The 23,519-nt window shown below is 72.8% G+C and carries 19 protein-coding genes; 18 read left to right on the top strand and 1 reads right to left on the bottom strand.

The genetic code is table 11. The annotated features are described in order from the left end of the window. Positions 1-361: 361 nt before the first annotated feature. Positions 362-991 (bottom strand): class I SAM-dependent methyltransferase, encoded by a 630-nt coding sequence (locus ACIP93_RS35415; RefSeq protein WP_401766088.1) that lies wholly within the window; start codon positions 989-991, stop codon positions 362-364. A 1,244-nt stretch (positions 992-2,235) separates the two neighbouring features. On the opposite strand from ACIP93_RS35415, the gene ACIP93_RS35410 reads away from it, so the two are divergent. From ACIP93_RS35410 to ACIP93_RS35325, 18 genes are all read left to right on the top strand, one after another. Next, positions 2,236-3,021 (top strand): hypothetical protein, encoded by a 786-nt coding sequence (locus ACIP93_RS35410; RefSeq protein ID WP_401766085.1) that lies wholly within the window; start codon positions 2,236-2,238, stop codon positions 3,019-3,021. A gap of 463 nt (positions 3,022-3,484) precedes the next feature. Next, entirely contained in the window at positions 3,485-4,147 is a 663-nt protein-coding gene (locus ACIP93_RS35405) for a hydrolase (protein WP_401766082.1), read from the top strand. A gap of 5 nt (positions 4,148-4,152) precedes the next feature. Beyond that, positions 4,153-4,659: a DoxX family membrane protein gene (locus ACIP93_RS35400; protein WP_401766079.1), complete on the top strand. Its 507-nt coding sequence runs from the start codon at positions 4,153-4,155 to the stop codon at positions 4,657-4,659. A gap of 84 nt (positions 4,660-4,743) precedes the next feature. Then, complete coding sequence (locus ACIP93_RS35395) at positions 4,744-5,322, top strand: Dps family protein (RefSeq protein ID WP_401766076.1); 579 nt, start codon at positions 4,744-4,746, stop codon at positions 5,320-5,322. A 216-nt stretch (positions 5,323-5,538) separates the two neighbouring features. After that, the gene (locus ACIP93_RS35390; protein WP_401766074.1) at positions 5,539-6,492 is read left to right on the top strand and encodes an alpha/beta hydrolase; all 954 of its coding nucleotides are present in this window, start codon (positions 5,539-5,541) and stop codon (positions 6,490-6,492) included. Beyond that, a complete protein-coding gene (locus ACIP93_RS35385) occupies positions 6,489-8,375 on the top strand; it encodes an amidohydrolase (protein WP_401766071.1) in 1,887 nt (628 codons plus the stop codon). Before ACIP93_RS35390 ends, ACIP93_RS35385 begins: the two co-directional genes overlap by 4 nt. A 120-nt stretch (positions 8,376-8,495) precedes the next feature. After that, on the top strand, positions 8,496-9,233 hold the full coding sequence (locus tag ACIP93_RS35380; RefSeq protein WP_401766069.1) for a GPR1/FUN34/YaaH family transporter: 738 nt from the start codon (positions 8,496-8,498) through the stop codon (positions 9,231-9,233). A gap of 47 nt (positions 9,234-9,280) precedes the next feature. Continuing rightward, positions 9,281-9,595: a GNAT family N-acetyltransferase gene (locus ACIP93_RS35375; RefSeq protein ID WP_345218073.1), complete on the top strand. Its 315-nt coding sequence runs from the start codon at positions 9,281-9,283 to the stop codon at positions 9,593-9,595. A gap of 67 nt (positions 9,596-9,662) precedes the next feature. Next, the gene (locus ACIP93_RS35370; protein WP_401766066.1) at positions 9,663-10,388 is read left to right on the top strand and encodes an alpha/beta fold hydrolase; all 726 of its coding nucleotides are present in this window, start codon (positions 9,663-9,665) and stop codon (positions 10,386-10,388) included. Between the two features lie 103 nt (positions 10,389-10,491). Beyond that, complete coding sequence (locus ACIP93_RS35365) at positions 10,492-11,823, top strand: ABC transporter substrate-binding protein (RefSeq protein WP_401766064.1); 1,332 nt, start codon at positions 10,492-10,494, stop codon at positions 11,821-11,823. Further along, positions 11,823-12,788 (top strand): sugar ABC transporter permease, encoded by a 966-nt coding sequence (locus ACIP93_RS35360; RefSeq protein ID WP_345218082.1) that lies wholly within the window; start codon positions 11,823-11,825, stop codon positions 12,786-12,788. Before ACIP93_RS35365 ends, ACIP93_RS35360 begins: the two co-directional genes overlap by 1 nt. Next, entirely contained in the window at positions 12,785-13,672 is an 888-nt protein-coding gene (locus ACIP93_RS35355; protein ID WP_401766060.1) for a carbohydrate ABC transporter permease, read from the top strand. Before ACIP93_RS35360 ends, ACIP93_RS35355 begins: the two co-directional genes overlap by 4 nt. Continuing rightward, positions 13,669-16,440 carry an AAA family ATPase gene (locus ACIP93_RS35350; protein ID WP_401766057.1) on the top strand — a complete coding sequence of 924 codons (2,772 nt, stop codon included), beginning with the start codon at positions 13,669-13,671 and terminating at the stop codon, positions 16,438-16,440. The genes ACIP93_RS35355 and ACIP93_RS35350 overlap by 4 nt, the downstream gene beginning before the upstream one ends. 130 nt (positions 16,441-16,570) lie before the next feature. After that, positions 16,571-17,407, top strand: a complete 837-nt coding sequence (locus tag ACIP93_RS35345; RefSeq protein WP_345218089.1) for an alpha/beta hydrolase — start codon at positions 16,571-16,573, stop codon at positions 17,405-17,407. Between the two features lie 100 nt (positions 17,408-17,507). Beyond that, the gene (locus ACIP93_RS35340; protein WP_345218092.1) at positions 17,508-18,593 is read left to right on the top strand and encodes an LLM class flavin-dependent oxidoreductase; all 1,086 of its coding nucleotides are present in this window, start codon (positions 17,508-17,510) and stop codon (positions 18,591-18,593) included. Further along, entirely contained in the window at positions 18,590-19,204 is a 615-nt protein-coding gene (locus ACIP93_RS35335; protein WP_345218096.1) for an FMN reductase, read from the top strand. Before ACIP93_RS35340 ends, ACIP93_RS35335 begins: the two co-directional genes overlap by 4 nt. 60 nt (positions 19,205-19,264) lie before the next feature. Beyond that, a complete protein-coding gene (locus tag ACIP93_RS35330) occupies positions 19,265-22,105 on the top strand; it encodes an AAA family ATPase (RefSeq protein ID WP_401766052.1) in 2,841 nt (946 codons plus the stop codon). A 136-nt stretch (positions 22,106-22,241) separates the two neighbouring features. Continuing rightward, positions 22,242-23,504: a helix-turn-helix domain-containing protein gene (locus ACIP93_RS35325; RefSeq protein ID WP_345218100.1), complete on the top strand. Its 1,263-nt coding sequence runs from the start codon at positions 22,242-22,244 to the stop codon at positions 23,502-23,504. Positions 23,505-23,519: the final 15 nt, after the last annotated feature.

Genomic DNA, 23,519 nt, shown 5'->3' with positions numbered 1-23,519 from the left:
CACGCGACAGAACGTCCCCGGCTTGTCGAAATCCGCGACAACCTCCTCACGCGCATCTTGGAAGCCGAAAGGGAAGGCTGGCTCGGCGAGATCGAAGGGCTGCAGAGCAGCCTGACCCATGCCGAGGAGAAGCTAGCCCAACTCGACGCCCGGATCTCCCGGAAGCAGGAGTCTGTCGACCTGGGAACCCCTGCCTACCGGGAGGTCGTTGCTCGCACCACTGCGGCGGCCACCCCGCCGGGGCCTGCGTGACTGAACGGCTGTCAATCCGGCGTGCTCAGCGGACACCGCCACAGAACACGGCGCGTGGACGAGCTTCGTCCACGCGGATGATCTACACCACCCCGACCCCGGCCACGTTCTACGGGCGGCGGGCCAGCAGGTGAGTGTCGAGGAAGCCCCGCTCGGACGCTGGGTCGTGGAGCAACCGAGCCACCGTGACGAGTCCGGCCCCGGCCAGCAACTCGGCAAACTGCTCCGCCGGCCAGCTATAGGCAGGCGCCACCTTGTGGTCGAAGCGGACAGGCTCCGGCCCTTCGGTTCCGAAGAATGACGCCAGGAGCAGGCCCCCTGGTGCCAAGACACGCACCTGCTCAGCGAGAAGCGCGGGCAATTCTTCAGGTGGGGTATGGATCATCGAGTAGTGGGCCAGCACTCCGCCGAGCGCGCCGTCCTCGACCGGCAGGGCCTCCATTCGTGCTTCATCGAACCGCAGCACCGGATGGGCCCGCCGGGCGTGGGCGACCATAGCCGGGGAGAGGTCGAGCCCGAAGGCGTCCAAGCCCAAGTCGTGCAGCATGGCGGTCAAATGGCCGGGCCCGCACCCGACGTCGGCTGCCCGCAGGTTCCCCGTGTCACGCACGAGCTCGGCGAAGGTGCCGATCATGTTCCGCGCGAACGGCTGCGTCTCCAACCGATTAGCGAACATCGACGCATACAGTTCGACGACCCCGTCGTAGGCCGCCCTGGTCTGATCCTGGTGTTTTAACACGGGAGTGAAGCTAACACCCGCGCCGTTCACAGCAGTTCTCCGGCCCCATACCGGCCCCTTCCCCGCAGGATTGATCGTCCTGTCACCTGACCACGGGACGCCCCGGTAGTTCGGAGAAGGTGCCCTCGGTGACATGACGGGTGTTGGCCTGGGATGCGTGTGGTCCACTGTTGTGGGTTGGACGAGCTCGTCCTGCCCTACACGGTTGCGCGAGGAGAGACTCTCGATGCGCGGGCGGACTGGGTGGGGCGTCGGACGGCCACCTGGCGGGTCGACGGAAGCGATGTCGTCATTCCCGTACGTGATCTGGCCGCCTTCCCTTGGAGTCGGGCCCGGCCTGTTCGCGCGTTCTCCTGGCGTCCGGGACAGCGGCACCGGCCCGGGCTGGCGTTCATGGGGGCGAGACGGGACGCGGGCACGGATTCGAGAGCCTGGCCGAGCGCCGCGCGCCGCGCGCTGACCGTTCTGGACCTCTGCGGTCAGGTCCGCGATGTGCTCTCGCAGCCGTTTCGCCTCCGCTTCTTCGACGACGGGGTTGGCCGGCAACACGTCCCGGACTTCCTGGTGGCCACTGCGGGAGCGACACTGCTGATCGACGTCCGCCCGGCACACGTCGTCAGGGAGTCGGACCTGGCCGTGTTCGCGGCGACCGACCGGGTGGCGGTTTCCGCAGGCCGGCGCTGCCTCGTGGTGACCGGGTGGCGGGACCACGTCGCCGACACCGTGGAGGCCCTCGCGCGTGGGCGTCGTCCGCGTACGGATCCGCTGGGCCTGGAGGAGGAATTGCTTACGGCGGCGGTCGGCCCCAGGCGCTTCGGGGAGCTCGTCGCGGCGACGGCGTGGCCAGCGGTGGCGCGGGACCATCTGCAGCGGCTGCTGTGTCGCCGCCGCAGCAGCCCGCGACGGCACCGCCTTGGAGATCCCGTCGCCCGAGCTGTACTACGAGCTGCTGCCGGTGCACTTCGTGAAGGTCGACGCCCGGCGAGGAGCAAAGGTCGGCGGCCTCTGGTACGGGGCCCACAGCCCGGCCCTCGACCCGTGCCGCGGTGTCCTGGCACCGCGCGGTGGGCGGCATGCCGGAAAGCGGGCGGTTCACCGGGCTGTGACGGAGCGCGATAGTTGGCCTTTGAGCACCCTGGTTGGCCTTGAGCGCGATGGTTGGCGCGGGAGCACCCTGAGTGGGGTGTGCCGGGCGGTCTGGCCTGGCTGGGGAGGCCCTTCACGCCGGGTGCGACTCTGGGCGGATGCACGAGACAGCTGCAGCTCTGGCGACCGCTCGGTGGCCCCTCACCGCGGGCCGGGAAGCCGACTGGTTGCGGGACCTGACCTCCGATGACGGACTGACGGGGTTCATGCCGCCAGCGCTGCCCGACGCGGTCTGGGTGCTTCACTCCATGTACGAGCACGAGCTCGGACCGACGGACATGTCCTACGTCGAGTACGAGCGGCGCGTGCTCCTGGGCGGCGGGCCCGAGATCGTCCCAGGTCTGGACCCGGCAGACGTGATGGACGCGGTCCCCGGTGAGCCCCCCGGACCTCATTGGCGCCGACTGCGATGGACGGAGCTCGCGCGCCGGATCGGTGACCCGACCGTGCCTGAGGGACGCCTGCCGTGCCACAGCTCTTTCCCCTCGATCGCGCCGCGCCCCTGGCCGGTCGGGATCCAGGTCCCGTCCGAAGGCAGCATGGACCGGGCCGCCTGGCACCGCCTGATCACGATCCTCACCGAGCACAGCCCGCAGGGCCCCGACACCCCCTGCCTGGCCTACTACAGCCCGCTGCTGCATGGAGCCGACGACTTCGACAACCTGCACATCCGCACCGGCACGCTCGCGGGCGCCTACGTGCTGTACGACCACCCTGAGGAGGACGGCTGGAGCCCGTCCAACCTCTGGCCGCGGGACCAGTCCTGGGTACTGTGCACGGACTACGACCTCTGGGCCACCAAGGTGGCCGGCCCGACCGCGCTGATCGAAGCCCTCCTCAACGACGGCGACCTCGAAGCCGTACGGCTTCCATGGGCTACCTGACCGGCCGGGGGGCGGAGCTGTGCATCGGAGTTGTCCATCCGCGCCCTCTACCGTGCTCAGTCACAGTTGAGCAGGAGCAGGAAGGCCACCCGGAGCGGCTGTCGAGATCTGTGCCGGGTGTTCCCCGGCGGGCCGGCGGCGGAGGACAGCGACGTCCCACCGTTCCTCCGGCGACCTCCCGGACTGCGCCGGCCTCGGCTGCCTGATCGAGGACACCGTCCACCACCCCGGCGACTCGTTCCACACCCCCGCCCCCCGGCGCTTAGGAAGAGTCGGGGGAGCGGGCACCCCCCGCCTCGGGCCCGTGACACCGTGCGGGTCTCGTCCTCGACCGGTTGTGCGCTGTCGTGCCAACCCCTGGGCGCAGGAGGTCAACGCGGTCGGTCAGGTCGTTCGTAACTTGGGGAAGTGCCGAGCCGCGGAGGTGGCGGGCACGTCACCGATCGCTTCGAGAGGACCCCTCATGTTCGACATCAACAAGGTGCAGGCCGCTCCGAGCAAGGATCTGCTCACGCCCGACAACTCGGTCATGCTCTTCGTGGACCACCAGCCGCAGATGTTCTTCGGCACCGGAAGCGGTGATCGCGCTGCGATCGTCAACAGCACCGTGGGCCTCGCCAAGGCGGCTCAGGCGTTCGGCGTGCCGGCCGTTCTGACCACGGTCGCCGCCGAGTCGTTCTCCGGGCCCCTGCTGCCCCAGCTCGCCGAGGTGTTCCCCAAGAACGAGGTCATCGACCGTACGAGCATGAACGCCTGGGAGGACGAGGCGCTCGTGGCGGCGGTCAAGGCGACCGGGCGCAAGAAGATCGTCCTGTCCGGTCTGTGGACCGAGGTCTGCCTGGTGCTGCCCGCGCTGTCCGCACTGGAGCAGGGATACGAGGTGTACGTCGTCTCCGACGCCTCCGGCGGCGTCAGCCCGGCCGCCCACGAGCACGCGCTCCAGCGGATGATCGCGGCCGGCGCCGTCCCGGTGACCTGGGTCCAGGTCCTCCTGGAGCTGCAGCGCGACTGGGCGCGTGAGGAGACGTACGGCGCGGTCATGGAGATCGTCAAGGCCCACGCGGGCGCCTACGGCCTGGGCGTCGTGTACGCGCAGAGCGTCATCGGCGCGCACGCCGCCGGCTGACCCCCGTGGACACCGGCATTCTCGTCCTGCGTCTGCTGGTGGGACTGCTCGTCGCCGGCCACGGTGTGCAGAAGATCAGCTCGCATCTGGGCGGCAAGGGGCTCCGGGGCGGCACCGAGGAGTTCCGCGCCGACGGTTTCCGCGGCGGAGCCCTCACCGCCCTGGCGGCGGGCGGTGGCCAGATCGGTTCGGGCCTGCTGCTCGCCACCGGCCTCCTGACCCCGCTCGCCGCGACCGGCGCCATCGGGGTCATGACGGTCGCGCTCACCGTGAAACGGAGCCACGGGCTCTGGGTGCAGAACGACGGATACGAGTACCCGCTCGTCCTCATCGGCACCGCCGCCGCCCTCGCCGCCACCGGCCCCGGCGCCTGGTCCCTCGACGCGGCCTTCGGCCTCACGCCGTACCCACTGTGGTGGGCGGCCCTCGCGCTCGTCGTCGGTCTCGGCAGCGGGCTCCTCGTCCGGCTCGTCCTCCACCGGCCCGCCGCCCCGGCCGTCGCCGAGCGCTGAGCGCGAGCCGCGCAGACCGGCCCGGCCGCCCGCGTACCCCCGACCGGGCCGCCTTCTCTCCCGATCTCCCGAACGGAGCACCCGATGGACACCCTCACGGCCCCACACGGCGGCGGACAGCCGCTGCTGCACCAGAAGGGCGCCGAGACCCAGGCGTTCGGCACGCTCAAGCAGCTCCCGATCGGCCTCGGTCACGACACCCGCATGTACGCGTGCCAGCGGCTCAACCGCGTACTCGCCGACACCCAGATCCTGTACTCCCTCTACAAGAAGCACCACTGGCTGATGCGCGGGGCGACGTTCTACTCGCTCCACCTGATGCTGGACAAGCACGCGGAGGCCCAGCTGGCCGTCGTGGACGCGCTGGCCGAGCGGATCCAGAGCCTCGGCGGCGTCGCCGTCGGGGACCCGCGCCACGTCGCGGAACTGACGTCGGTCCCCCGTCCGCCGGACGGCGTCGAACCGGTCCCCGTCATGCTGTCGCGACTCCTCGACGCGCACGAGCGGATCCTGATCGACGCGAGGGACGCCGCCGCCCGGATCTCGGCGGAGGGCGACGAGGGCAGCACCGACCTGCTCGTCTCCGACGTCATCCGCAAGGGCGAGGCCCAGGTGTGGTTCCTGGCCGAGCACCTCGTGGACACCCCTCTGGTGCACGGCTGACGGACACGTACGGCCCCCGAGACGGGGGTCCACCCCGACCGCCGCATCCGTTCGACCCGAGCGGCGCGCCCCGGGCACCGCACCCGCCGTACCCGCGGGCGGTTCGGCCGCCGTCGGCGCCGACCGGCACGGGCCGACGTGATCCTCGACGCCGTGCGGGCGTCCCGCTGGGGCCCCGACCCGCGCACTCTCGTACATCCACAAGGAGAACCCCTCATGACGAACCGTCCGATCCTCGAACCCGCCGCCCAGGCCTTCGCCGACGCCACCGCCCAGCCGCCGTACCTCTACCAGATCCCCGTCGCCGAGGGCCGCAGGGCCGTGGACGGCGTCCAGAGCGGTGAGGGCGTCCCCCTGCCCGAGGTCGACGAGGAGTGGATCACCGTCCACGGCGGCCCGACCGGCGACGTCCGCACCCGGATCGTCCGCCCCCGCGGCGTCGCAGGACCGCTTCCCGTCATCCTCTACCTCCACGGAGCGGGCTGGGTCTTCGGCAACGCCCACACCCACGACCGGCTCGTCCGCGAACTCGCCGTCGGCACCCGGGCGGCCGTGGTGTTCCCCGACTACGACCTCTCGCCCGAGGCGCGCTACCCGGTCGCCGTCGAGCAGAACTACAGCGTCGCCCAGTGGATCGCCCGCGAGGGGTACCACAAGGACCTCGACGGCACGCGGATCGCCGTCGCGGGCGACTCGGTCGGCGGCAACATGAGCGCCGCCCTCACCCTCATGGCCAAGCAGCGCGGCGACGTCGTGTTCGTCCACCAGGTCCTCTTCTACCCGGTCACGGACGCGGGCTTCGACACCGACTCGTACCACCAGTTCGGCGAGGGCTACTTCCTGCGCCGCGACGCCATGAAGTGGTTCTGGGACCAGTACACGACCGTCGAGGCCGAGCGGGCCCGGATCACCGCCTCGCCGCTGCGCGCCACCACCGAGCAGCTCACCGGCCTGCCGCCGGCCCTGGTCGTCACCGCCGAGGCCGACGTCCTGCGCGACGAGGGCGAGGCGTACGCGGCGAAGCTCCGCGCCGCGGGCGTCCCCGTCACCGCCCTGCGCGTCCAGGGCGTCATCCACGACTTCGTCATGCTGAACGCGCTGCGCGAGACGCAGGGCGCGGAACTCGCCATCGGTCTCGCCGTCGACACCCTGCGCAAGGCCCTCGCATGACCGGGCCGTCGGCCGGCATGCCGGTGGCGGGCCTCGTCCCCGCCCCGCGCCGGGAACACGGGCACGCGGACCTCCTCGTCCGCAACGCCAAGGTCTTCACCGGCGACCCCGGCCGGCCCGAGGCCTGCGCGGTCGCGATACGCGACGGCCGGGTCGCGGCCCTCGGCGACGACCACGGCCTCGCCCCCCTCGTCGGGCCGGGGACCAAGGTGGTGGACGCCCTCGGCCGCCGGGTGGTCCCCGGCCTGAACGACTCGCACCTGCACGTCATCCGGGGCGGCCTGAACTACGTCCTGGAGCTGCGCTGGGACGGGGTGCGCAGTCTGCGCCACGCCCTGGCCATGCTGCGCGAGCAGGCCGGCCGCACCCCCAAGGGGCAGTGGATCCGCGTCGTGGGCGGCTGGACCGCCGAGCAGTTCGCCGAACGCAGGATGCCGACCGTCGCCGAGCTGAACGCCGCCGCCCCCGACACCCCGGTGTTCGTCCTCCATCTGTACCAGTCGGCGCTGATGAACCGGGCCGCCGTCAAGGCCGCCGGATTCACCCGGGAGACCCGCGATCCGCGCGGCGGGCAGATCGTCCGCGGCAGGGACGGCGAACCGAACGGTGTCCTCCTCGCCGCCCCGAGCGCCCTCATCCTGTACTCGACCCTGGCCAAGGCGCTCACCCTGGACGAGGCCGACAAACGGACGTCGACGCGCCACTTCCTGCGCGAGCTGAACCGCTTCGGACTGACGTCCGCGGTCGACGCCGCCGGCGGGTTCCAGAACTTCCCCGACGACTACGCCACGGTCGCCGACCTCGCCGGGGCGGGGGAGCTGACCCTGCGGATCGCCTACCACCTCTTCCCGCAGACGGCCGGTCAGGAGCTGGCCGACCTGAAGCGGTGGACCGAGACGGTCGAGCCGGGGGACGGGGACGAGTGGCTCCGGCTCAACGGCGCGGGAGAGAACCTGACCTGGGCCGCCGCCGACTTCGAGAACTTCTCCGAGCCCCGGCCGGAGCTCGTCGCGGGCTACGAGGCCGAATTCGAGAGCGCCGTCCGTCTTCTCGTGGAGAACGGCTGGGGCTTTCGGCTGCACGCGACCTACGACGAGACGATCCGCCGCGACCTGGCGGTCTTCGAGAAGCTCGCGGCCGAAGGGCTGTTCCCCGGCGGCAACCGCTGGCTCTTCGACCACGCGGAGACGGTCTCGGCCGACAGCCTCGACCGGATCGCGGCCCTCGGCGGCGCCCTCTCGGTCCAGAACCGCATGTCCTTCCAGGGCGGTGCCTTCCGCGACCGCTACGGCGCCGAGGCCGCCGCCCGCACCCCGCCGGTCCGGGCCATGCTCGACCGGGGCCTGACCGTCGCCGCCGGGACCGACGCCACCCGCGTCTCCTCGTACAACCCGTGGGTCGCGCTGCACTGGCTGGTGACCGGGCGCACCGTCGGCGGCACGGCCCTTCGTCCGGCCGGGAACCTGATCGACCGGGAGACCGCCCTCGGCCTCTACACCCGGGGCGGGGCGGAGCTCACCGGCGAGCAGGACGTCAAGGGAATCCTCCGCGAGGGCTTCTACGGCGACCTCGCGATCCTGTCCGACGACTATCTCGCCGTGCCCGAGGACGTCATCCCCGACATCGAGTCCGTCCTCACCGTCGTCGGCGGCCGCATCGTCCACGCCTCCGCCGAGTACGCGGGTCTCGACGAGGCCGTCCCGCCGGTGAGCCCGGCCTGGAGCCCCGTGGCCCACTTCGGCGGCTACCAGAGCGGTGCGCGTCAGGCGTCGCTGGTGGCCGAGGCCGTCGCCGAGTCCGAGCAACACCGCCGGTGGCGCGTCGCTCGCGGCTCCGTCCCCGACACGACGCCGTCCTTCGTCGACCCCTGCTTCGAGCACTGAACACACGAGCGCTGACGTACGACCGCTGACGTGCGAGCGCTGAACGTACGAGCACTGAGCGTTCGGGCGCTGGAAGTTCGAGCACTGAAAGTCCGTAGCACCGAAAGAGAGATGCCCCCGATGTCCGCAGCCTCCCCCGACACCGACAGCGGCGACACCCCGGCGACCTCGCCGGAAGCGCCCCCGGGACGCCGTTTCGAACCGGACCTGCGGTCGATGACCCGGATCAACCTGCACCCCATCGCCTCACCCATGCCGCTCGGCTTCTTCACGATAGCCATCGCCTCGGTGATGACGGGCTGCCTCCAGCTCGGGATCTTCGACGAGACGGCCCGCGCCGCCGTCGCCTGCACCGTGCTGCCGGCCTTCGTCCTGCAACTCCTGGTGAGCTTCCTGGCGTTCGGCGCCCGTGACGTGATCGCGGCGACGCTGATGGCGGTCTTCGCCGGCAGTTGGCTGCCCTACTCGCTCATCATGCTCAGCGGCGCGGCCGACGGCCTCCGGGTCCTCGGCGTGCTCAACCTGGCGCTCCTGTGCTTCGGGGCCCTGATGACCGCCGTGACCCGGCCCAAGCGCGCGCTGTGGCTCGTCCTCGCGGTCTCCCTGCCCCGCTGGGCGGCCACCGGTCTCGGGGGCGTCACCGGCGCCGAATGGCTGACGCGCACGTCCGGTGCGCTCGGCCTGGTGGTGGCGCTGGTCGCGATGTACACGGCGTTCGCCCTGATGCTCGAAGACATGCGCAACGAGCAGGTCCTGCCCATCGGCCGCAGCGGCCCCGCCCACCACGCCGTGGAAGGCGACCTGACCGTCCAGCTCCGCAACCTGGAACGCCAGGCGGGCGTACGCCGCACGCTCTGACCGCGCCCTGCCCACCCCGCCCCACCACGACCGCACAGGAGCACCCCATGGAACCGCAGACGACGGACCGGCCCCAGAAGTCCCGGTACGAGATCGTCACCGGCGACGACGGCACGGAGACCGCGGGCTTCGCCGAGTACCACCTCTCGGAGGGCGAGATCGCCTTCCTCCACACCGAGATCGACGGCCGGTTCGCCGGCCGGGGCCTGGGCGGTCTCCTCGCCCGGGGAGCGCTCGACGACGCCGGGGCCCGCGGGCTGCACGTCCTGCCGTACTGCCCCTTCATCCGGAGCTGGATCGGCAAGCACCCCGAGTACGCCGACCTGGTTCCCGAGGCGAAGCGCGCCCGCTTCGGTCTGTGAAGCACCGCGTACCCCTCTCCCGTACCACCAGACCCACCCCTCCCGCCACGCCCCGAGGAGTTCTCGTATGTCCCGGCCCGCCCGCCCCACCGTCGTCCTGGTCCACGGCGCCTTCGCCGACGCCTCCAGCTTCGCCCGCGTCATCCCCGAACTGACCGCCGCCGGCCTGGACGTGGTGGCCCCGGCGGTGCCCAACTGCGGCCTCGTCGACGACGCCGCGTACGTCGCCTCGGTGATCCGTGCCGTCGAGGGCCCCGTGATCCTGGTCGGGCACTCGTACGGCGGTGCCGTCATCACCCTCGCCGGCACGGAGGACAACGTCCGCGCACTGGTGTACCTCGCGGGATACGCGCTGGAGGAGGGGGAGAGCCTGGGCGAGCTGCAGGGCCGCTTCCCCGACTCCGGTCTCGCCGACGCGCTCGTCCACACCCCGTTCCCGGTGGCCGGTTCCACCGGGACCGGCACCGACGTCTCGGTGGAGGCCGAGAAGTTCCCCGCCCTCTTCGCGGCGGACGTGGACCCCGGCCTCGCCGCGGTGCTCGCCGTCTCCCAGCGCCCGCTGGCCGCACGTGCCTTCTCGGAGGCGGCGCCTGTCGCGGCGTGGAGGACCAAGCCGTCGTGGGGCCTGGTCGCCTCTCGCGACCGCACGATCAACCCCGATGTGGAGCGCTACGGCTACGAGCGCGCCGGCATGACCACCGTCGAGGTCGACTCCTCCCACCTGGTCATGCTCGCTCAGCCCGAGGCCGTGGCGGAGCTGATCCAGGAAGCCGTGCGGGCCACCGCCCACTGACCCGATCGTTCAACATCGAACGATTAGTCGATAATGTTCGAGCGCTGGTAGCTTCTGATCGCCCCCGAGAATCCTTCGGCGGGCGATCGGAGGAGCTACACCCATGAGGTTCGGCGCGAGGCCCGCGCTCGCCGTCATCGTCCTCGCCGCCCTTGCCCTCGCCTGCGGTGTTCCGCGGGACGGCGGTGCGCAGTCGCACACCGCCGCGGACTGCGGGCCGTACGCCGGATACGGCAGGCACCCCGGCACCGCGGTGACCGTCTACGCGGAGAACCGGGACCGGGAGGCCGACCTGTTCGAAGAGACCTGGGCGGACTTCGCGGACTGCACGGGGATCGACGTCCGCTACGAGGGGGACGGGGAGTTCGAGGCCCGGATCCAGCTCCGGGTCGACGGCGGAAGTGCGCCGGACGTGGCCTTCTTCCCCCAGCCAGGGCTCCTGGAACGCTTCGCGCGGGCGGGCAGGCTCAAGCCCGCGAGCGCCGGGGTCGTGGCGCTCGCGAAGAAGGGCTGGTCGGCGGACTGGAACAGCTACGCGACCGTGGACGGCACCCTCTACGGCACGCCGCTGGTCGCGAATGTGAAGTCGTTCGTCTGGTACTCGCCGACGTTCTTCCGCGACAGGGGGCTGAGCGTTCCCCGTACGTGGTCCGAGCTGATGGCCGTGACGGAGAAGGTCGCGGCGTCGGGCGTCAAGCCGTGGTGCGCGGGCATCGAGTCCGCCGAGGCGACCGGCTGGCCCGTGACGGACTGGATCGAGGACGTCCTGCTGCGCCAGCAGGGCACGGCCGTCTACGACCAGTGGGTCGCCCACACGATCCCGTTCGACGACCCCCGGGTGATCAGGGCCATGGACACCGTGGGGTCCGTCCTCAAGGAGGACCGGTACGCCAACGGCGGGTTCGGCCCGGCCCGTTCGATGGCGTCGATCTCCTACCAGGAGGCCGGCACACCGATTCTCTCCGGCGACTGCGCGATGCACCGCCAGGCCTCGTTCTATGCCGGCCTGTGGCCGAAGGGCACCCGGATCGGACCGGACAAGGACGTCTACGCCTTCCTCCTGCCGGGGACCGAACCGGCCAGCCGCCCCGTACTGGGCGGGGGAGTGTTCACCGCGGCGTTCACCGACCGTCCCGAAGTGCGGGCCTTCCAGGAGTACCTGGCCTCCGCGGACTTCGCGAACGCGCGCATGAGGAAGGGCCCGTTCGTCTCGGCGAACAGGGGAGTGGACCCGGCGAACGCCGCGACTCCGGTCGACGGGCTCGCGATCCGGCTGCTCCAGGATCCCCGGACACGGTTCAGGTTCGACGGTTCGGACCTGATGCCCGCGTCGGTCGGCGCCGGGACGTTCTGGAAGGCAGCCGTCGACTGGATCAGCGGTGAGGAGACCCGGCAGGCGGCCGGCTCCGTCGAACGGTCCTGGCCGAGTCGCTGATGCCGTTCGACGTCGTCGCCCAGCAGCCCAAGCTGCTGTACCTGTTCCAGGGCATCGCCGCCTTCGCGGCGGTGGTCTGCGTGATCCTGTGGGCGCTGCACCGCGGGCCGGCACGGAGGCGGGGCGCGGCCCTGATCCTGCTGGCCCCCGCGCTGCTGCTGCTCACGGCCGGTCTTCTCCTTCCCGCTCTGCGCACCGTGGCGCTGTCGTTCACCGGCAGCGGGGGAGAGGCGTGGGCCGGCTTCGACAACTACGCGTGGATGCTCACCGACCCCCGGGCACTGGTCGCGCTGCGCAACACCCTGGCGTGGGCGGTGCTCGTGCCGTTCGCGGCGACCTCGGTCGGCCTGCTCTACGCGGCGGCCGTCGCACGGTCGCGGTTCAGAACGTTCGCGCTGTCCCTCCTCCTGATGCCGATGGCGGTCTCCTTCGTCGGCGCGGGGGTCGTCTGGAAGTTCGTCTACGCCTACCGTCCCGCGGAGACCGGGCAGATCGGGCTGCTGAACCAGCTCGTCGTCGCGTTCGGCGGCGAACCGAGGCAATGGCTCGTGGACTCCCCCTGGAACGTCCTCTTCCTCGTCGTGGTGATGGTGTGGACGCAGGCGGGCCTCGCGGCCGTCCTGCTGACCGGCGCGATCAGAGCCGTTCCCCGGGAGCTGACCGAGGCGGCCCGGCTCGACGGCGCGTCCCCCCGGCAGATCTTCCGGTGGATCACCCTGCCGTCGATCGGGCCCGCGCTGCTCGTCGTGGTCCTCACCCAGGCGATCGGCACCTTCAAGGCCTTCGACGTCGTCAAGACCATGACCGGCGGACAGTTCGACACGGGCGTCATCGCCCACGAGATGTACGACCAGGCGTTCCGCTACGGCGAGACGGGCCGCGGCGCGGCGCTCGCCGTGCTCCTCTTCGTCCTCGTCGTCCCCGTCGTGGCCGTCCAGGCGCGGGCGCGCCGGAGGACGGGATGAGCGGCGTCCGGGAGCGTCTGGCCTCCCGCGCCCTCACGTCGGCCGCCGTGGTGATCGCCCTCCTCTGGACGACGCCGACCCTCGGCCTCCTGCTCTCCTCGTTCCGCCCCGAGGAGGCGGTCAAGACGACGGGCTGGTGGACCGTGTTCGGCACGCCGCGGCTCACGCTCGACAACTACGGCGAGGTGCTGGCCGGAGGCGGGAACGGGCCGGGGCGGCTCGCGGAGCACTTCGTCAACTCCGTCGTCATCACCCTTCCCTCGGTGCTGTTCCCGCTCGTGCTGGCGTTCTTCGCGGCGTACGCCCTGGTGTGGATCGACTTCAGGGGCCGGGACGCGCTCCTCGTCGGCGTCTTCGCGCTCCAGGTCGTGCCGCTCCAGATGGCGCTCGTCCCCCTCCTGAAGCTGTTCTCCCAGGGGTGGCTGTTCCTGCCCGCCTGGAACCTCGCCGGCCCCGCGCGTTTCGGCCAGGTCTGGTTCGCCCACACGGTCTTCGCGCTGCCGTTCGCGGTGTTCCTCCTGCACAACTTCCTGGCGGGGCTGCCCCGGGAGCTGATCGAGGCCGCCCGCGTCGACGGCGCCTCGCACGGCACGCTGCTGCTGCGGATCGTGCTGCCCCTGGCCCGCCCGGCCCTGGCCTCCCTCGCCGTCATCCAGTTCCTCTGGGTGTGGAACGACCTCCTCGTGGCACTGACGCTGTCGGGCGGCACGGCCGAGACCGCGCCGATGACGGTCGGGCTGGCGAACCTGGCCGGGACGTACGGCAACGAGTGGCAGCGGCTCACCGCAGGAGCCTTCGTGGCGGCGTTCGTGCCGTTGCTCGTCCTCTTCCTCCTCCGTCGGCACGTCGCACGGGGACTGGCCGCCGGATCGGTCAAGGGATGACCCCCGGCCGGCCCGACGGAGAAGGCGTCGCGACACCCGGGAGCGCGGGGCTGAGCCGCCCCGGGCTGCGGGGCCGCGAAGCCGAGCTGGAGCGGCTGCGCGCCCTGGTCGAGGCAGTGCGCGACGGCGAGGGCGGAGCGGTCGCGTCGCTCCGGGGCGAGCCCGGGATCGGGAAGACCGTGCTGCTGGAGGAGACCGTCTCCATCGCACGGGCCCGCGGATTCGCCGTCAGTCATGGACGCGCCGAGGAACTGCACGAGCTGGCGCCGCTCGCCTCACTGGCCTCGGGCCTCCTGCACGGCGACCCGCCGCTGCTGTCCAGCACGGACTTCGCGGACCTCGCGGGCCACCACGACCAGCGCGTCTGGCTCGTCGAACGGCTGGCCCAGCTGATCGAGGAACGCGCGGCGGCCACGCCCGTACTGATCGCGATCGACGACGTCCAATGGGCCGATCCGCTGAGCCGGTTCGCCCTGGGCGTCCTGCCGGCACGGCTGCTCAGCTCCCCGGTCCTCTGGCTGCTCGCGGGCCGGAACGCCCCGGAGCCGTACGGGCAGGGGCCGCGGACGACGACCCTCCCCCTCCGGCCGCTCTCCGGCACGGCCCTGGCCGCGCTGGCACGGGACGTCCTCGGCGAGAACGTCCCGGAGCGGGTCGCCCGGCTCCTCGACGGGGCGGCAGGCAACCCCTTCCTCGCATCCGAGATGCTCACGGGCATCGCGGCGTCGGGCGGGGACGGGCCGCAACCGCCGGAACGGCTGGTCCTCGGCGTACGCGACCGGCTGGCCGGCCTGCGGCCGGACACCCTCCACTTCCTGCGCATCGGCTCCGTCCTCGGCCGCGCGTTCACGCTCGCCGACGCCGCGGCCCTGTGCGGCAGGCCCGCTTCCGGACTTGGTGCCGAACTGGACGAGGCGATCTCCACCGGGCTCCTCCACGACGAGGGCGAACGCCTCCTGTTCCGCCACGACCTGCTCCGCCAGGCGGTGTACGCCGACCTCACCCCCTCCGTGCGCCGGGCGCTGCACCGGGAGGCCGCGAGCCGGCTCGCCGCGGCGGGCCGAAGCTCCGTCGACGCGGTCCCGCACCTGCTGAAGAGCGCCGAACCCGGCGACCTGGAGGCGGTCGGCCTGCTCGGGGCGGCCGCCACGGACATGATCGCCGTGATGCCCGAGCGCGCCGCCGACCTGGCCACGCGCGCCCTGGAACTCGTACCGCGGCATGCGCCCATGATGTTCGACGCGGGAGAACGGGCCGTCGTCGCGCTCACCCGCGCGGGCCGGTACACCCGGGCACGGGACACCGGCGACGCACTGCTCGCCCGCCGGCCGCCCCTGGAGGTCTTCGCGCGTCTGCAGTGCGTGCTCGGCGACACGCTGTGGCACCTCGACGAGGTCCACGAGCTGACCCGCCGCTCGACGGCGGCCCTGGCAGCCGTCACGGACCCGGTGGTCCGCGCCCGGCTGACCGCCCGGCTGGCCATGGCCCGGTCCCGCGGGCGCGACCTCGGGGCCGCGCGCGAGACCGGCGAGCGGGCCCTCGCCGAGGCGGAGCGGGCCGGCGACCGGGAGGCGCGCGTCCTCGCGCTGTGGGCCCTCGGCGAGATCGCCCTCAACGCCGGCGACTGCGCCGCCGCCGTCGAACACCACACGGCGCTGAGCGTGTTCGACACGGCCTTCCTCCCTGAGGAGGCCGTCGCCCGGATCCACACGGACGACTTCGACACCGTACGGCGGCTGCTCGGGACGGCGGGCGACGCTCCGCTGCGTCCCGCCATGCTGATCTGGGCCCAGGGAACCCTGAACATGGGGCTCGGCCGGCTCGACGACGCGGACGCCGACTTCGTCACCGCCGAGCGCCTCGAAGCGGACCTCCATGTCCCCGGCAACCTGGTCAACATCCGCGTCAACCGGGGCCTCCTCGCGATGCTGCGCGGCGACCGCGACGCCGCGCGGGAACACCTGGACGTCGTGCGGGCGGCCGTGGCCGCGCGGCCGAACACGGGCAACCAGGCCGCGCACCAGTACTTCGAGGCCGTGGTCGCCGACGCCGGGGGCGACCACGCGGCGGCGGCCGAACTGGTCCGGTCCGCGCAGCGCGACCACCCCCTCCTCCGGTGGCGGCTGCTGCGCCCCCACGTCGTCCAGGCGGTGGGGATCGCCCTGCGGGGCGGCGACCGGAACCTGGCCGAAGACCTGGCGGCCCAGGCCGGGGAACACGCCGCCCGCAACCCCTCCGTGCCGACCGCCCGGGGTGCGGCCGCCCACGCGGCCGGTCTGGTGGACGCCGACCCCGGACTCCTGGAGCGGTCGGTCCGCGTCCTCCTCACCGGCCCCCGGCCGCTGCCCCTGGCCGCCGCGTCCGCCGACCTCGGGCGCGCGCTCCTCACCGCGGGCGACCCCGCCGCGGCGCCCGCCCTGGCCAGGGCCCACGACATCTACGCCCGGGCGGGGGCCGACGCCGAGGCCGACCGGGTCCGGGCCGATCCGGAACGGGCCGCCGGCCGCTCCGGTCGACGCACCGGAGGGCTCCGGCCGCGCCACGGCCAGGGCTGGGACGCGCTCACGGCCTCGGAACGCAAGGTGGCCCGGCTGATCGCCGCCGGTCACACCAACCGGTCGGCCGCGGAGGCCCTCGTCGTCTCCCCGCACACGGTCAACACCCATCTGGCGTCGATCTTCCGCAAGCTCTCGGTGCGCTCCCGGGTCCACCTGGCCCGCATCGTGCTCGCGGAGGGCGACGCCGGAAAGCCACCGGCGGCCGAGTGACCCCTGCGCCCCCGTGCCAGGTGCGGTGCGCCCCACGGCAACAGCGGGTGCGGGACCGGTCCTAGCGTGACGGGCATGCCGCGCCGCTCCGACGCGCGGACCAGCCGACCCGGATCGAGGAAGCACCCCCATGCCGTACATCACCGTGGGCCAGGAGAACACCAACCCCGTCGAGCTGTACTTCGAGGACCAGGGCGGCGGGCAGCCCGTCGTCCTCATCCACGGCTTCCCGCTCGACGGGCACTCCTGGGAGCGCCAGAGCGCAGCCCTGCTCGACGCCGGCTACCGGGTGATCACCTACGACCGCCGCGGATTCGGGCAGTCCTCGCAGCCGACCACCGGCTACGACTACGACACCTTCGCCGCCGACCTGAACACCGTGCTGGAGACCCTCGACCTGAAGGACGCCGTTCTGGTCGGCTTCTCCATGGGCACCGGCGAGGTCGCCCGCTACGTGTCCACGTACGGCTCCGGCCGCGTCGCCAAGGTCGCCTTCCTGGCCTCGCTCGAACCCTGCCTGCTCAAGAGCGACGACAACCCCGACGGCGTCGCCCCGAAGGCGTTCTTCGACGACGTCGTCGCCGCCGTCAAGGCCGACCGCTACGCCTACTACACGGCCTTCTTCCACGACTTCTACAACCTCGACGAGAACCTCGGCACCCGCATCAGCGAGGAGGCCGTCCGCCACAGCTGGAACACCGCGGCCCGCGGCGGCTCCTTCGCCGCGTCCGCCGCGCCCGCGACCTGGTACACCGACTTCCGCGCCGACATCCCCGCCGTCGACGTGCCCGCCCTGATCCTGCACGGCACCGCCGACCGCATCCTGCCCGCCGAGGGCACCGCGCGCCCCTTCCACAAGGCGCTGCCGTCCGCCGACTACGTCGAGATCGAGGGCGCCCCGCACGGTCTGCTGTGGACCCACGCCGAGGAGGTCAACACCGCCCTGCTCGCCTTCCTGGCGAAGTGACGCCGACCCGTCGACCCACCGGGGACGCCGGAGCCCCGGCGTCCCCGGGCCCCCGGTCCCCGCGCGCGGGAACCGGACGAGCCCAGGAGAGCAGACACCCGTGCAGTTCGGCATCTTCACCGTCGGGGACGTGACCCCCGACCCCGTCAACGGCCGTACTCCCTCGGAACACGAGCGCATCAAGGCGATGGTCGCCATCGCCCTCAAGGCAGAGGAGGTCGGGCTGGACGTCTTCGCGACCGGCGAGCACCACAACCCGCCGTTCGTCCCGTCCTCGCCGACGACCCTACTCGGCCACATCGCCGCCCGCACCGAGAAGCTGATCCTGTCCACGTCCACGACGCTGATCACCACCAACGACCCGGTGAAGATCGCCGAGGACTACGCGACGCTCCAGCACCTGGCCGACGGCCGGGTCGACCTCATGCTGGGGCGTGGCAACACCGGCCCGGTCTACCCGTGGTTCGGCAAGGACATCCGCCAGGGCATCGACCTCGCCGAGGAGAACTACGCGCTGCTGCGCCGGCTGTGGCGCGAGGACGTGGTGGACTGGGAGGGGACGTTCCGTACCCCGCTCCAGGCCTTCACCTCGACGCCCCGGCCCCTGGACGGCGTCCCGCCCTTCGTCTGGCACGGATCCATCAGATCCCCCGAGATCGCGGAGCAGGCCGCCTTCCACGGTGACGGCTTCTTCCACAACAACATCTTCTGGCCGGCCGACCACACCCGGCGCATGGTCCAGCTCTACCGGCGCCGGTACGCCCACCACGGCCACGGCCGCCCCCAGGACGCCGTCGTCGGCCTGGGCGGACAGGTCTTCATGCGGAAGAACTCCCAGGACGCCGTACGGGAGTTCCGGCCCTACTTCGACAACGCGCCGGTGTACGGCCACGGCCCGTCGCTGGAGGACTTCACCGAGCGGACGCCGCTGACGGTGGGCTCTCCCCAGCAGGTCATCGAACGGACCCTGTCGTTCCGGGACAGCGTCGGCGACTACCAGCGCCAGTTGTTCCTGATGGACCACGCGGGCCTGCCCCTGAAGACCGTCCTGGAGCAGCTGGACATCCTCGGCGAAGAGGTCGTGCCCGTCCTGCGCGGGGAGTTCGCGAAGGGACGACCGGCCGACGTGCCGCAGGCCCCCACGCACGCGTCCCTGCGAGCCGTCCGGGAGGTGTCCGCCGCATGAGACTGGCCGTCGTCTCCGCGGGGCTGAGCACCCCCTCCTCCACCCGCCTGCTCGCCGACCGGCTGGCCGCGGCGGTCCGCGACGAACTCACCGCCCGGGGGCGGGCGCCGTCGACCGAGGTCGTGGAGCTGCGGGAACTGGCCGGCGGCATCGCCGACCACCTCGTGACCGGCTTTCCGCCGCCGCGGCTGGGCGCCGCGATCGACGCGGTCACGGCCGCTGACGGCCTGATCGTGGTGACCCCCGTGTTCACGGCTTCCTACAGCGGTCTCTTCAAGTCCTTCTTCGACGTGCTCGATCCGGCCGCCCTGACCGGGCACCCGGTCCTGATCGCGGCGACGGGCGGTACGGCCCGCCACTCCCTGGCCCTGGAGCACGCCGTGCGCCCGCTCTTCTCCTACCTCCGCGCCGTCGTCGTCCCCACCGCCGTGTACGCGGCCTCCGAGGACTGGGGCTCGGCAGGGGACGAGTACACCGACGGCCTGCCCGGCCGCGTCCGCCGGGCCGGGGCCGAGCTGGCCGCGCTCATGGCGGCCCGCCCGGCCGGCGAAGAGCCCGAGGACGACGTGACCGCCCTCGAACGGCAACTCGCCGACCTGCGCTTCGACTGAGACGGGCCCCCGGGCCGGGCGGCGGCGGGAACGCTCATGTGGTTCATACTGTTCCGCCGGATGAGCGTGAACCGAGCGACGACGAGGACCGTGCCCGAGGAACCCGGGGGCGTACGGACGCCCCTGCGCGGCAGGGACGCCGAACTGGCGTTCATCGAGGCGCGGCTCGACGCGCTCGGCCGGGGTGAGGGCGGGATCATCCGGGTGGAAGGCCCCGCCGGCATCGGCAGGTCCAGGCTCCTCGCGGAGGCCGCGGCGGCCGCGAGGCGGCGCGGAACGCGGGTGTTCGAAGGGGCGGCGGACCCCGACGAACAGTTCGTGCCGCTCGGCCCGCTCCTCGGCGGTCTGCTCTCCGGAGAGGAACCGCTGTCGGACGCCGGCCGCCTCAGGGACCTCGCCACGACACCCGGCCGGCGCTTCTGGCTGCTCCAGGAACTGGGGGACCGCCTGCGGGAGACGGCTCGCAACGGAACGCTGCTCGTCGTCCTCGACGACCTCCAGTGGTGCGACGACCTGACCCTCCTCACCTTCAACACCCTCGCGGCCGGACTCTCGTCGCACGCCATCCTGTGGCTGGTCGCCGTGCGCGGCGGCAGCGTGCCGTCGGGAGTGCGCACGACCCTGGACCGGATCCGGCAGGCAGGCGCACACGAGCTGACGCTGGGAGCGCTGGACGACCGGGCCACCGCACGGATCGCCGAGGACGTCCTCGGCGCCGCTCCCGGCCCGGACGTCCGGCGCGTCGTCCGTCGCGCCGACGGGGTCCCGCAACTGCTGGTCGCACTGCTGGGCTCGCTGCGGGAGGCGGTGACGATCGAGAACGGCACGGCCGGACTGACGGCCGGACCCCCCGCCCCACCGGAGATCCCCTCTGTCGTGCGCCGCCTCGGCCGGCTGTCCGACGGGGCACGGGCGCTGGTGCAGCGGGCGGCCGCCGCGGGCGGCTCGGTCACCGTCGCGCTGCCGGCCGAACCGCTCGGCAGGTCCTCGGCGGCGCTCATCGCAGCGGTACGGGAATCCATCGACGCCGATCTGCTCGTCGAAAGCGGCGATCACCTCGTCTTCCGCCACGACCTGATCCGCGAGGTGGTGGAAGCCGGCCTCCCCGTGTCCCCGCGTCAGACCCTGCGCGGTGAGGCCGCCGAGCCGCCGCCCGGGAGCGCGGCCTCCCCCGTGGGGCGTCCGGGGCCGCCGGCCGTCGGAGCACTGGCAGGCGCGACGGAGGCCGACCGGCTGCGCACCGCCGCGGCGGAACTGGCGGCCACCGCTCCCGGCGCCGCCGCGGAACGCAGCCTCAAGGCCCTGGAACTCACCCCCGCGGCCGCTCCGGAGCGGCCGCGGGTCGTCGCCGAGACGATCCCGCTGCTCTGGCAGACGGGCCGGGCCGCCCAGGCGCGTGAGCTGGGAGCCGCCGCCCTGGCGGCCGGCGCTCTCGGACCCGAGGACGAGGCGCACCTCCGCCTCGCCCTGGCACGCCTCGCCACACCGTTCGACTTCTCCGAGGCGGTCCGCCAGGCCCGCGCCGGGGCGGCACTGCCCGGCATTCCCCTGGACGTCAGGGGGAGACTGCTGGCCGTGCTCGCCGTCGGCCTGTCGATCTCGGGCGAGCACGCGGCGGCCGAGCAGGTCGCCGCGGAGGCGTGGGAGACCGCGGCGGCAGCGGGGGACCGCTCCGCCGAGGCCACGCTGACGACGGTCCGCTCGGCCGCGAGTTTCCACCGCATGGACCTGACCGAGGCGTTCCGGCAGGCCGAACGGGCCGCCGCGCTGGCCGACGCCCTGGGCGTCAGCACCTCGCTGTGGGTTCCGGAGGCCCTGTGGCACGCTCTCCTGGCGAACACCACCGGACGCTCCGCCGAGGCGCTCGCCGCCGCGGACGAAGGCATCCGGATCACCCGGGAGCAGGGCCGGACGGCGGCCACCGGCATGTGGCTCATGACCCGTTCCCGCGTCCTCCTGGAGGCCGGACGGCTGACCGACGCCCGGGCCGACGCCGAGGCCGCGTCCGCGACGTCGGAGGGCCTCCCCCCGGGCAACCTCTCCGACGTCACGCTCCGGTACGTGCTGATGCGCGTCGCCCTCCACACCGGCGACCGGCGGACCGCGCGGGCGTACGCGGCGGAGGCGAGGCGCATGCGGAACGACGGCGCACCCGTCGTCCGCCACTTCGGCTCCTGGATGCTGGCGCTGATGGCCGACTTCGAGGGCCGGCCCGACCGTGCCATGGCCGAACTCGACGAGGTGATGGCGTCGCCCGCCGCGAACCGGCCGGCCTACGCGGGCCTGGTCGACCCCGCCGACGCCCCGGTCCTCGTCCGCCTGGCGCTGCGTGCCGGCGCACTCGAACGGGCCGCGCAGGCAGTGGCCCTGGCCGAACGACTGGCCGGGCTCAACCCCGGCCTCACGTTCCTGGCCGCCACCGCCGCGCACGCCCGCGGGCTCCTCGACAACGACCTCGCCCCTCTCGTGCGCGCCGTCCGGCTGTACGAGGACTGCCCCCGGCCGCTGGCCCGGGCATCGGCACTGGAGGACGCCGGACGCAAGCTCGCGGCCACCCGCAGGCCCGAAGCGGTGCCGTACTTCGACACGGCCCTCGCGCTCTACGCGCGAGCGGGCGCCGAGCGGGACGCCGCACGCGTCCGCCGGCGCCTGCGGGCCGCCGGTGTCCGCCGCCGGCCCTCGGCGCCCGGCCTCTCCGGGGCGTGGCCCGAGCTGACGGCGGCGGAGACACGGGTGGTACGGCTCGTGGCCCGGGGGCTGACCAACCGGCAGGCGGCCGAGCACCTCTCCCTCTCGCCGCACACCGTGGGCTCGCACCTGCGCCGGGCCTTCACCAAGCTGGACCTCACCTCGCGCGTGGAGCTGACCCGGCTGGCGAGGCACCGCGACAGCGGAGCGTAGTCGCTTCGCATCCCCCGCCGGTGTCGTCGCAATGGACGATTCGTGCGATGTGCCGACGTCGTCGCCTCCTCAGAATGATCAAGGGCCGCGGAAGGAGAAGTCCGCGGGGAACCCCTGGTCGAGAGAGGAACAGCGCATGACCGCAAGGCTCCAGCGAGCCCGCCCCGGCAGCCCCGAGCTCCAGGCGCTCGTCGACGAGCTCGCGGAGCGGCTCGGACGGTCCGTCGCCGTCGACGACCCGCTGGTCCGCATGGTCTGCACGAGCCGCCACTTCGGCGACGAGGACCCGGTCCGCATCGGCACCCTGTTGCAGGGCCGCGCCGACACCGCGGCCATCCGCTACGTCCTCGCCCAGGGCGTGACCCAGTGGTCCCGGGCCGGATTCATCGACGGCCGCGACGACCTCGGACTGCGGCCCCGTTACGTCGTGCCCCTGCGCGAGCGCGGGCGCCTCCTCGGACTGCTCCTGGTGGTCGTGCCCGAGAAGACGCTCACGGAGCACGAGACACGCGCCGTCGACCGAGCCGCGGACGCCATGGCCGCCCAACTGCACGCGGAGCACATCGCCACCGACACCCGGAAGGCCGACGAGCGCGACCTCGTCCTCGAACTCGTCGGCACCGACGCCGCCGCCCGTACCGCCGCACGGCGGCGGGCCGAGGAACTCGGACTGCTCGGAGCGGGCGGACACGTCCTGGTCACGGTCGTCCAACTGAGCTGTGCGACCGAACTCGTGCGGCAGTCCGAGGCGGCCCTGTGGGGGGCGCTGGAGGGGTACCGGCAGACGCGTTCGGCCCAGGGCCTCATCGCGGTCGGCAAGGAGCGCGCGACGTTGCTCCAGCTGCGCGACCGCCCACCCGGCCAGGACGAGATCACCGCGCAGTCCGCTCGCATCCTGGACGAACTCCGCACGTTCCTGGCCCCGTCGGCGGACCCCGTGGTCGGCGTCGGCGGCCGGCACCGCAGCCTGGACGGCGCACGGACGTCGTACGAGCAGGCGCTCGTGGCGGCACGCGCGGCACGCCGACTGCCCAGCCTGAAGAGCACCGGTGACTGGGAGCTGCTCGGGGAGTTCGCGGTGCTGCTCCAGCTCCCCGAGCACGCCCTGAACGCGTCGTTGGTCCCCGAGCCGCTCCGTGCCCTGAGCGACACGCACGGCGGCGGGCGCCTGCGGGACACCCTGCGCTGCTTCCTCGAACACGCGGGATCGGTCCCCCGGAGCGCGGACACGCTGGGAATCCACCGCACCTCGCTCTACTACCGGCTGCGCCAGATCCAGGAGATCACCGGACTCGACCTCGACGACGGCGCCCACCGGCTCACGCTGCACCTCGGCCTCAGGGTCGAGGAACTCCTCGCCGCGGGCGGCGACGGGGCCGCCCGACCGCTGCCGCGCTGATCGCCGCCCCGCTGA

The sequence above is a fragment of the Streptomyces sp. NPDC088745 genome (assembly GCF_044751045.1).
GTDB classification, from domain to species: Bacteria; Actinomycetota; Actinomycetes; order Streptomycetales; family Streptomycetaceae; genus Streptomyces; species Streptomyces cremeus.
The sequence above is the reverse complement of the archived record's forward strand: the minus strand, read 5'-3'. Positions and strand labels throughout refer to the sequence as shown.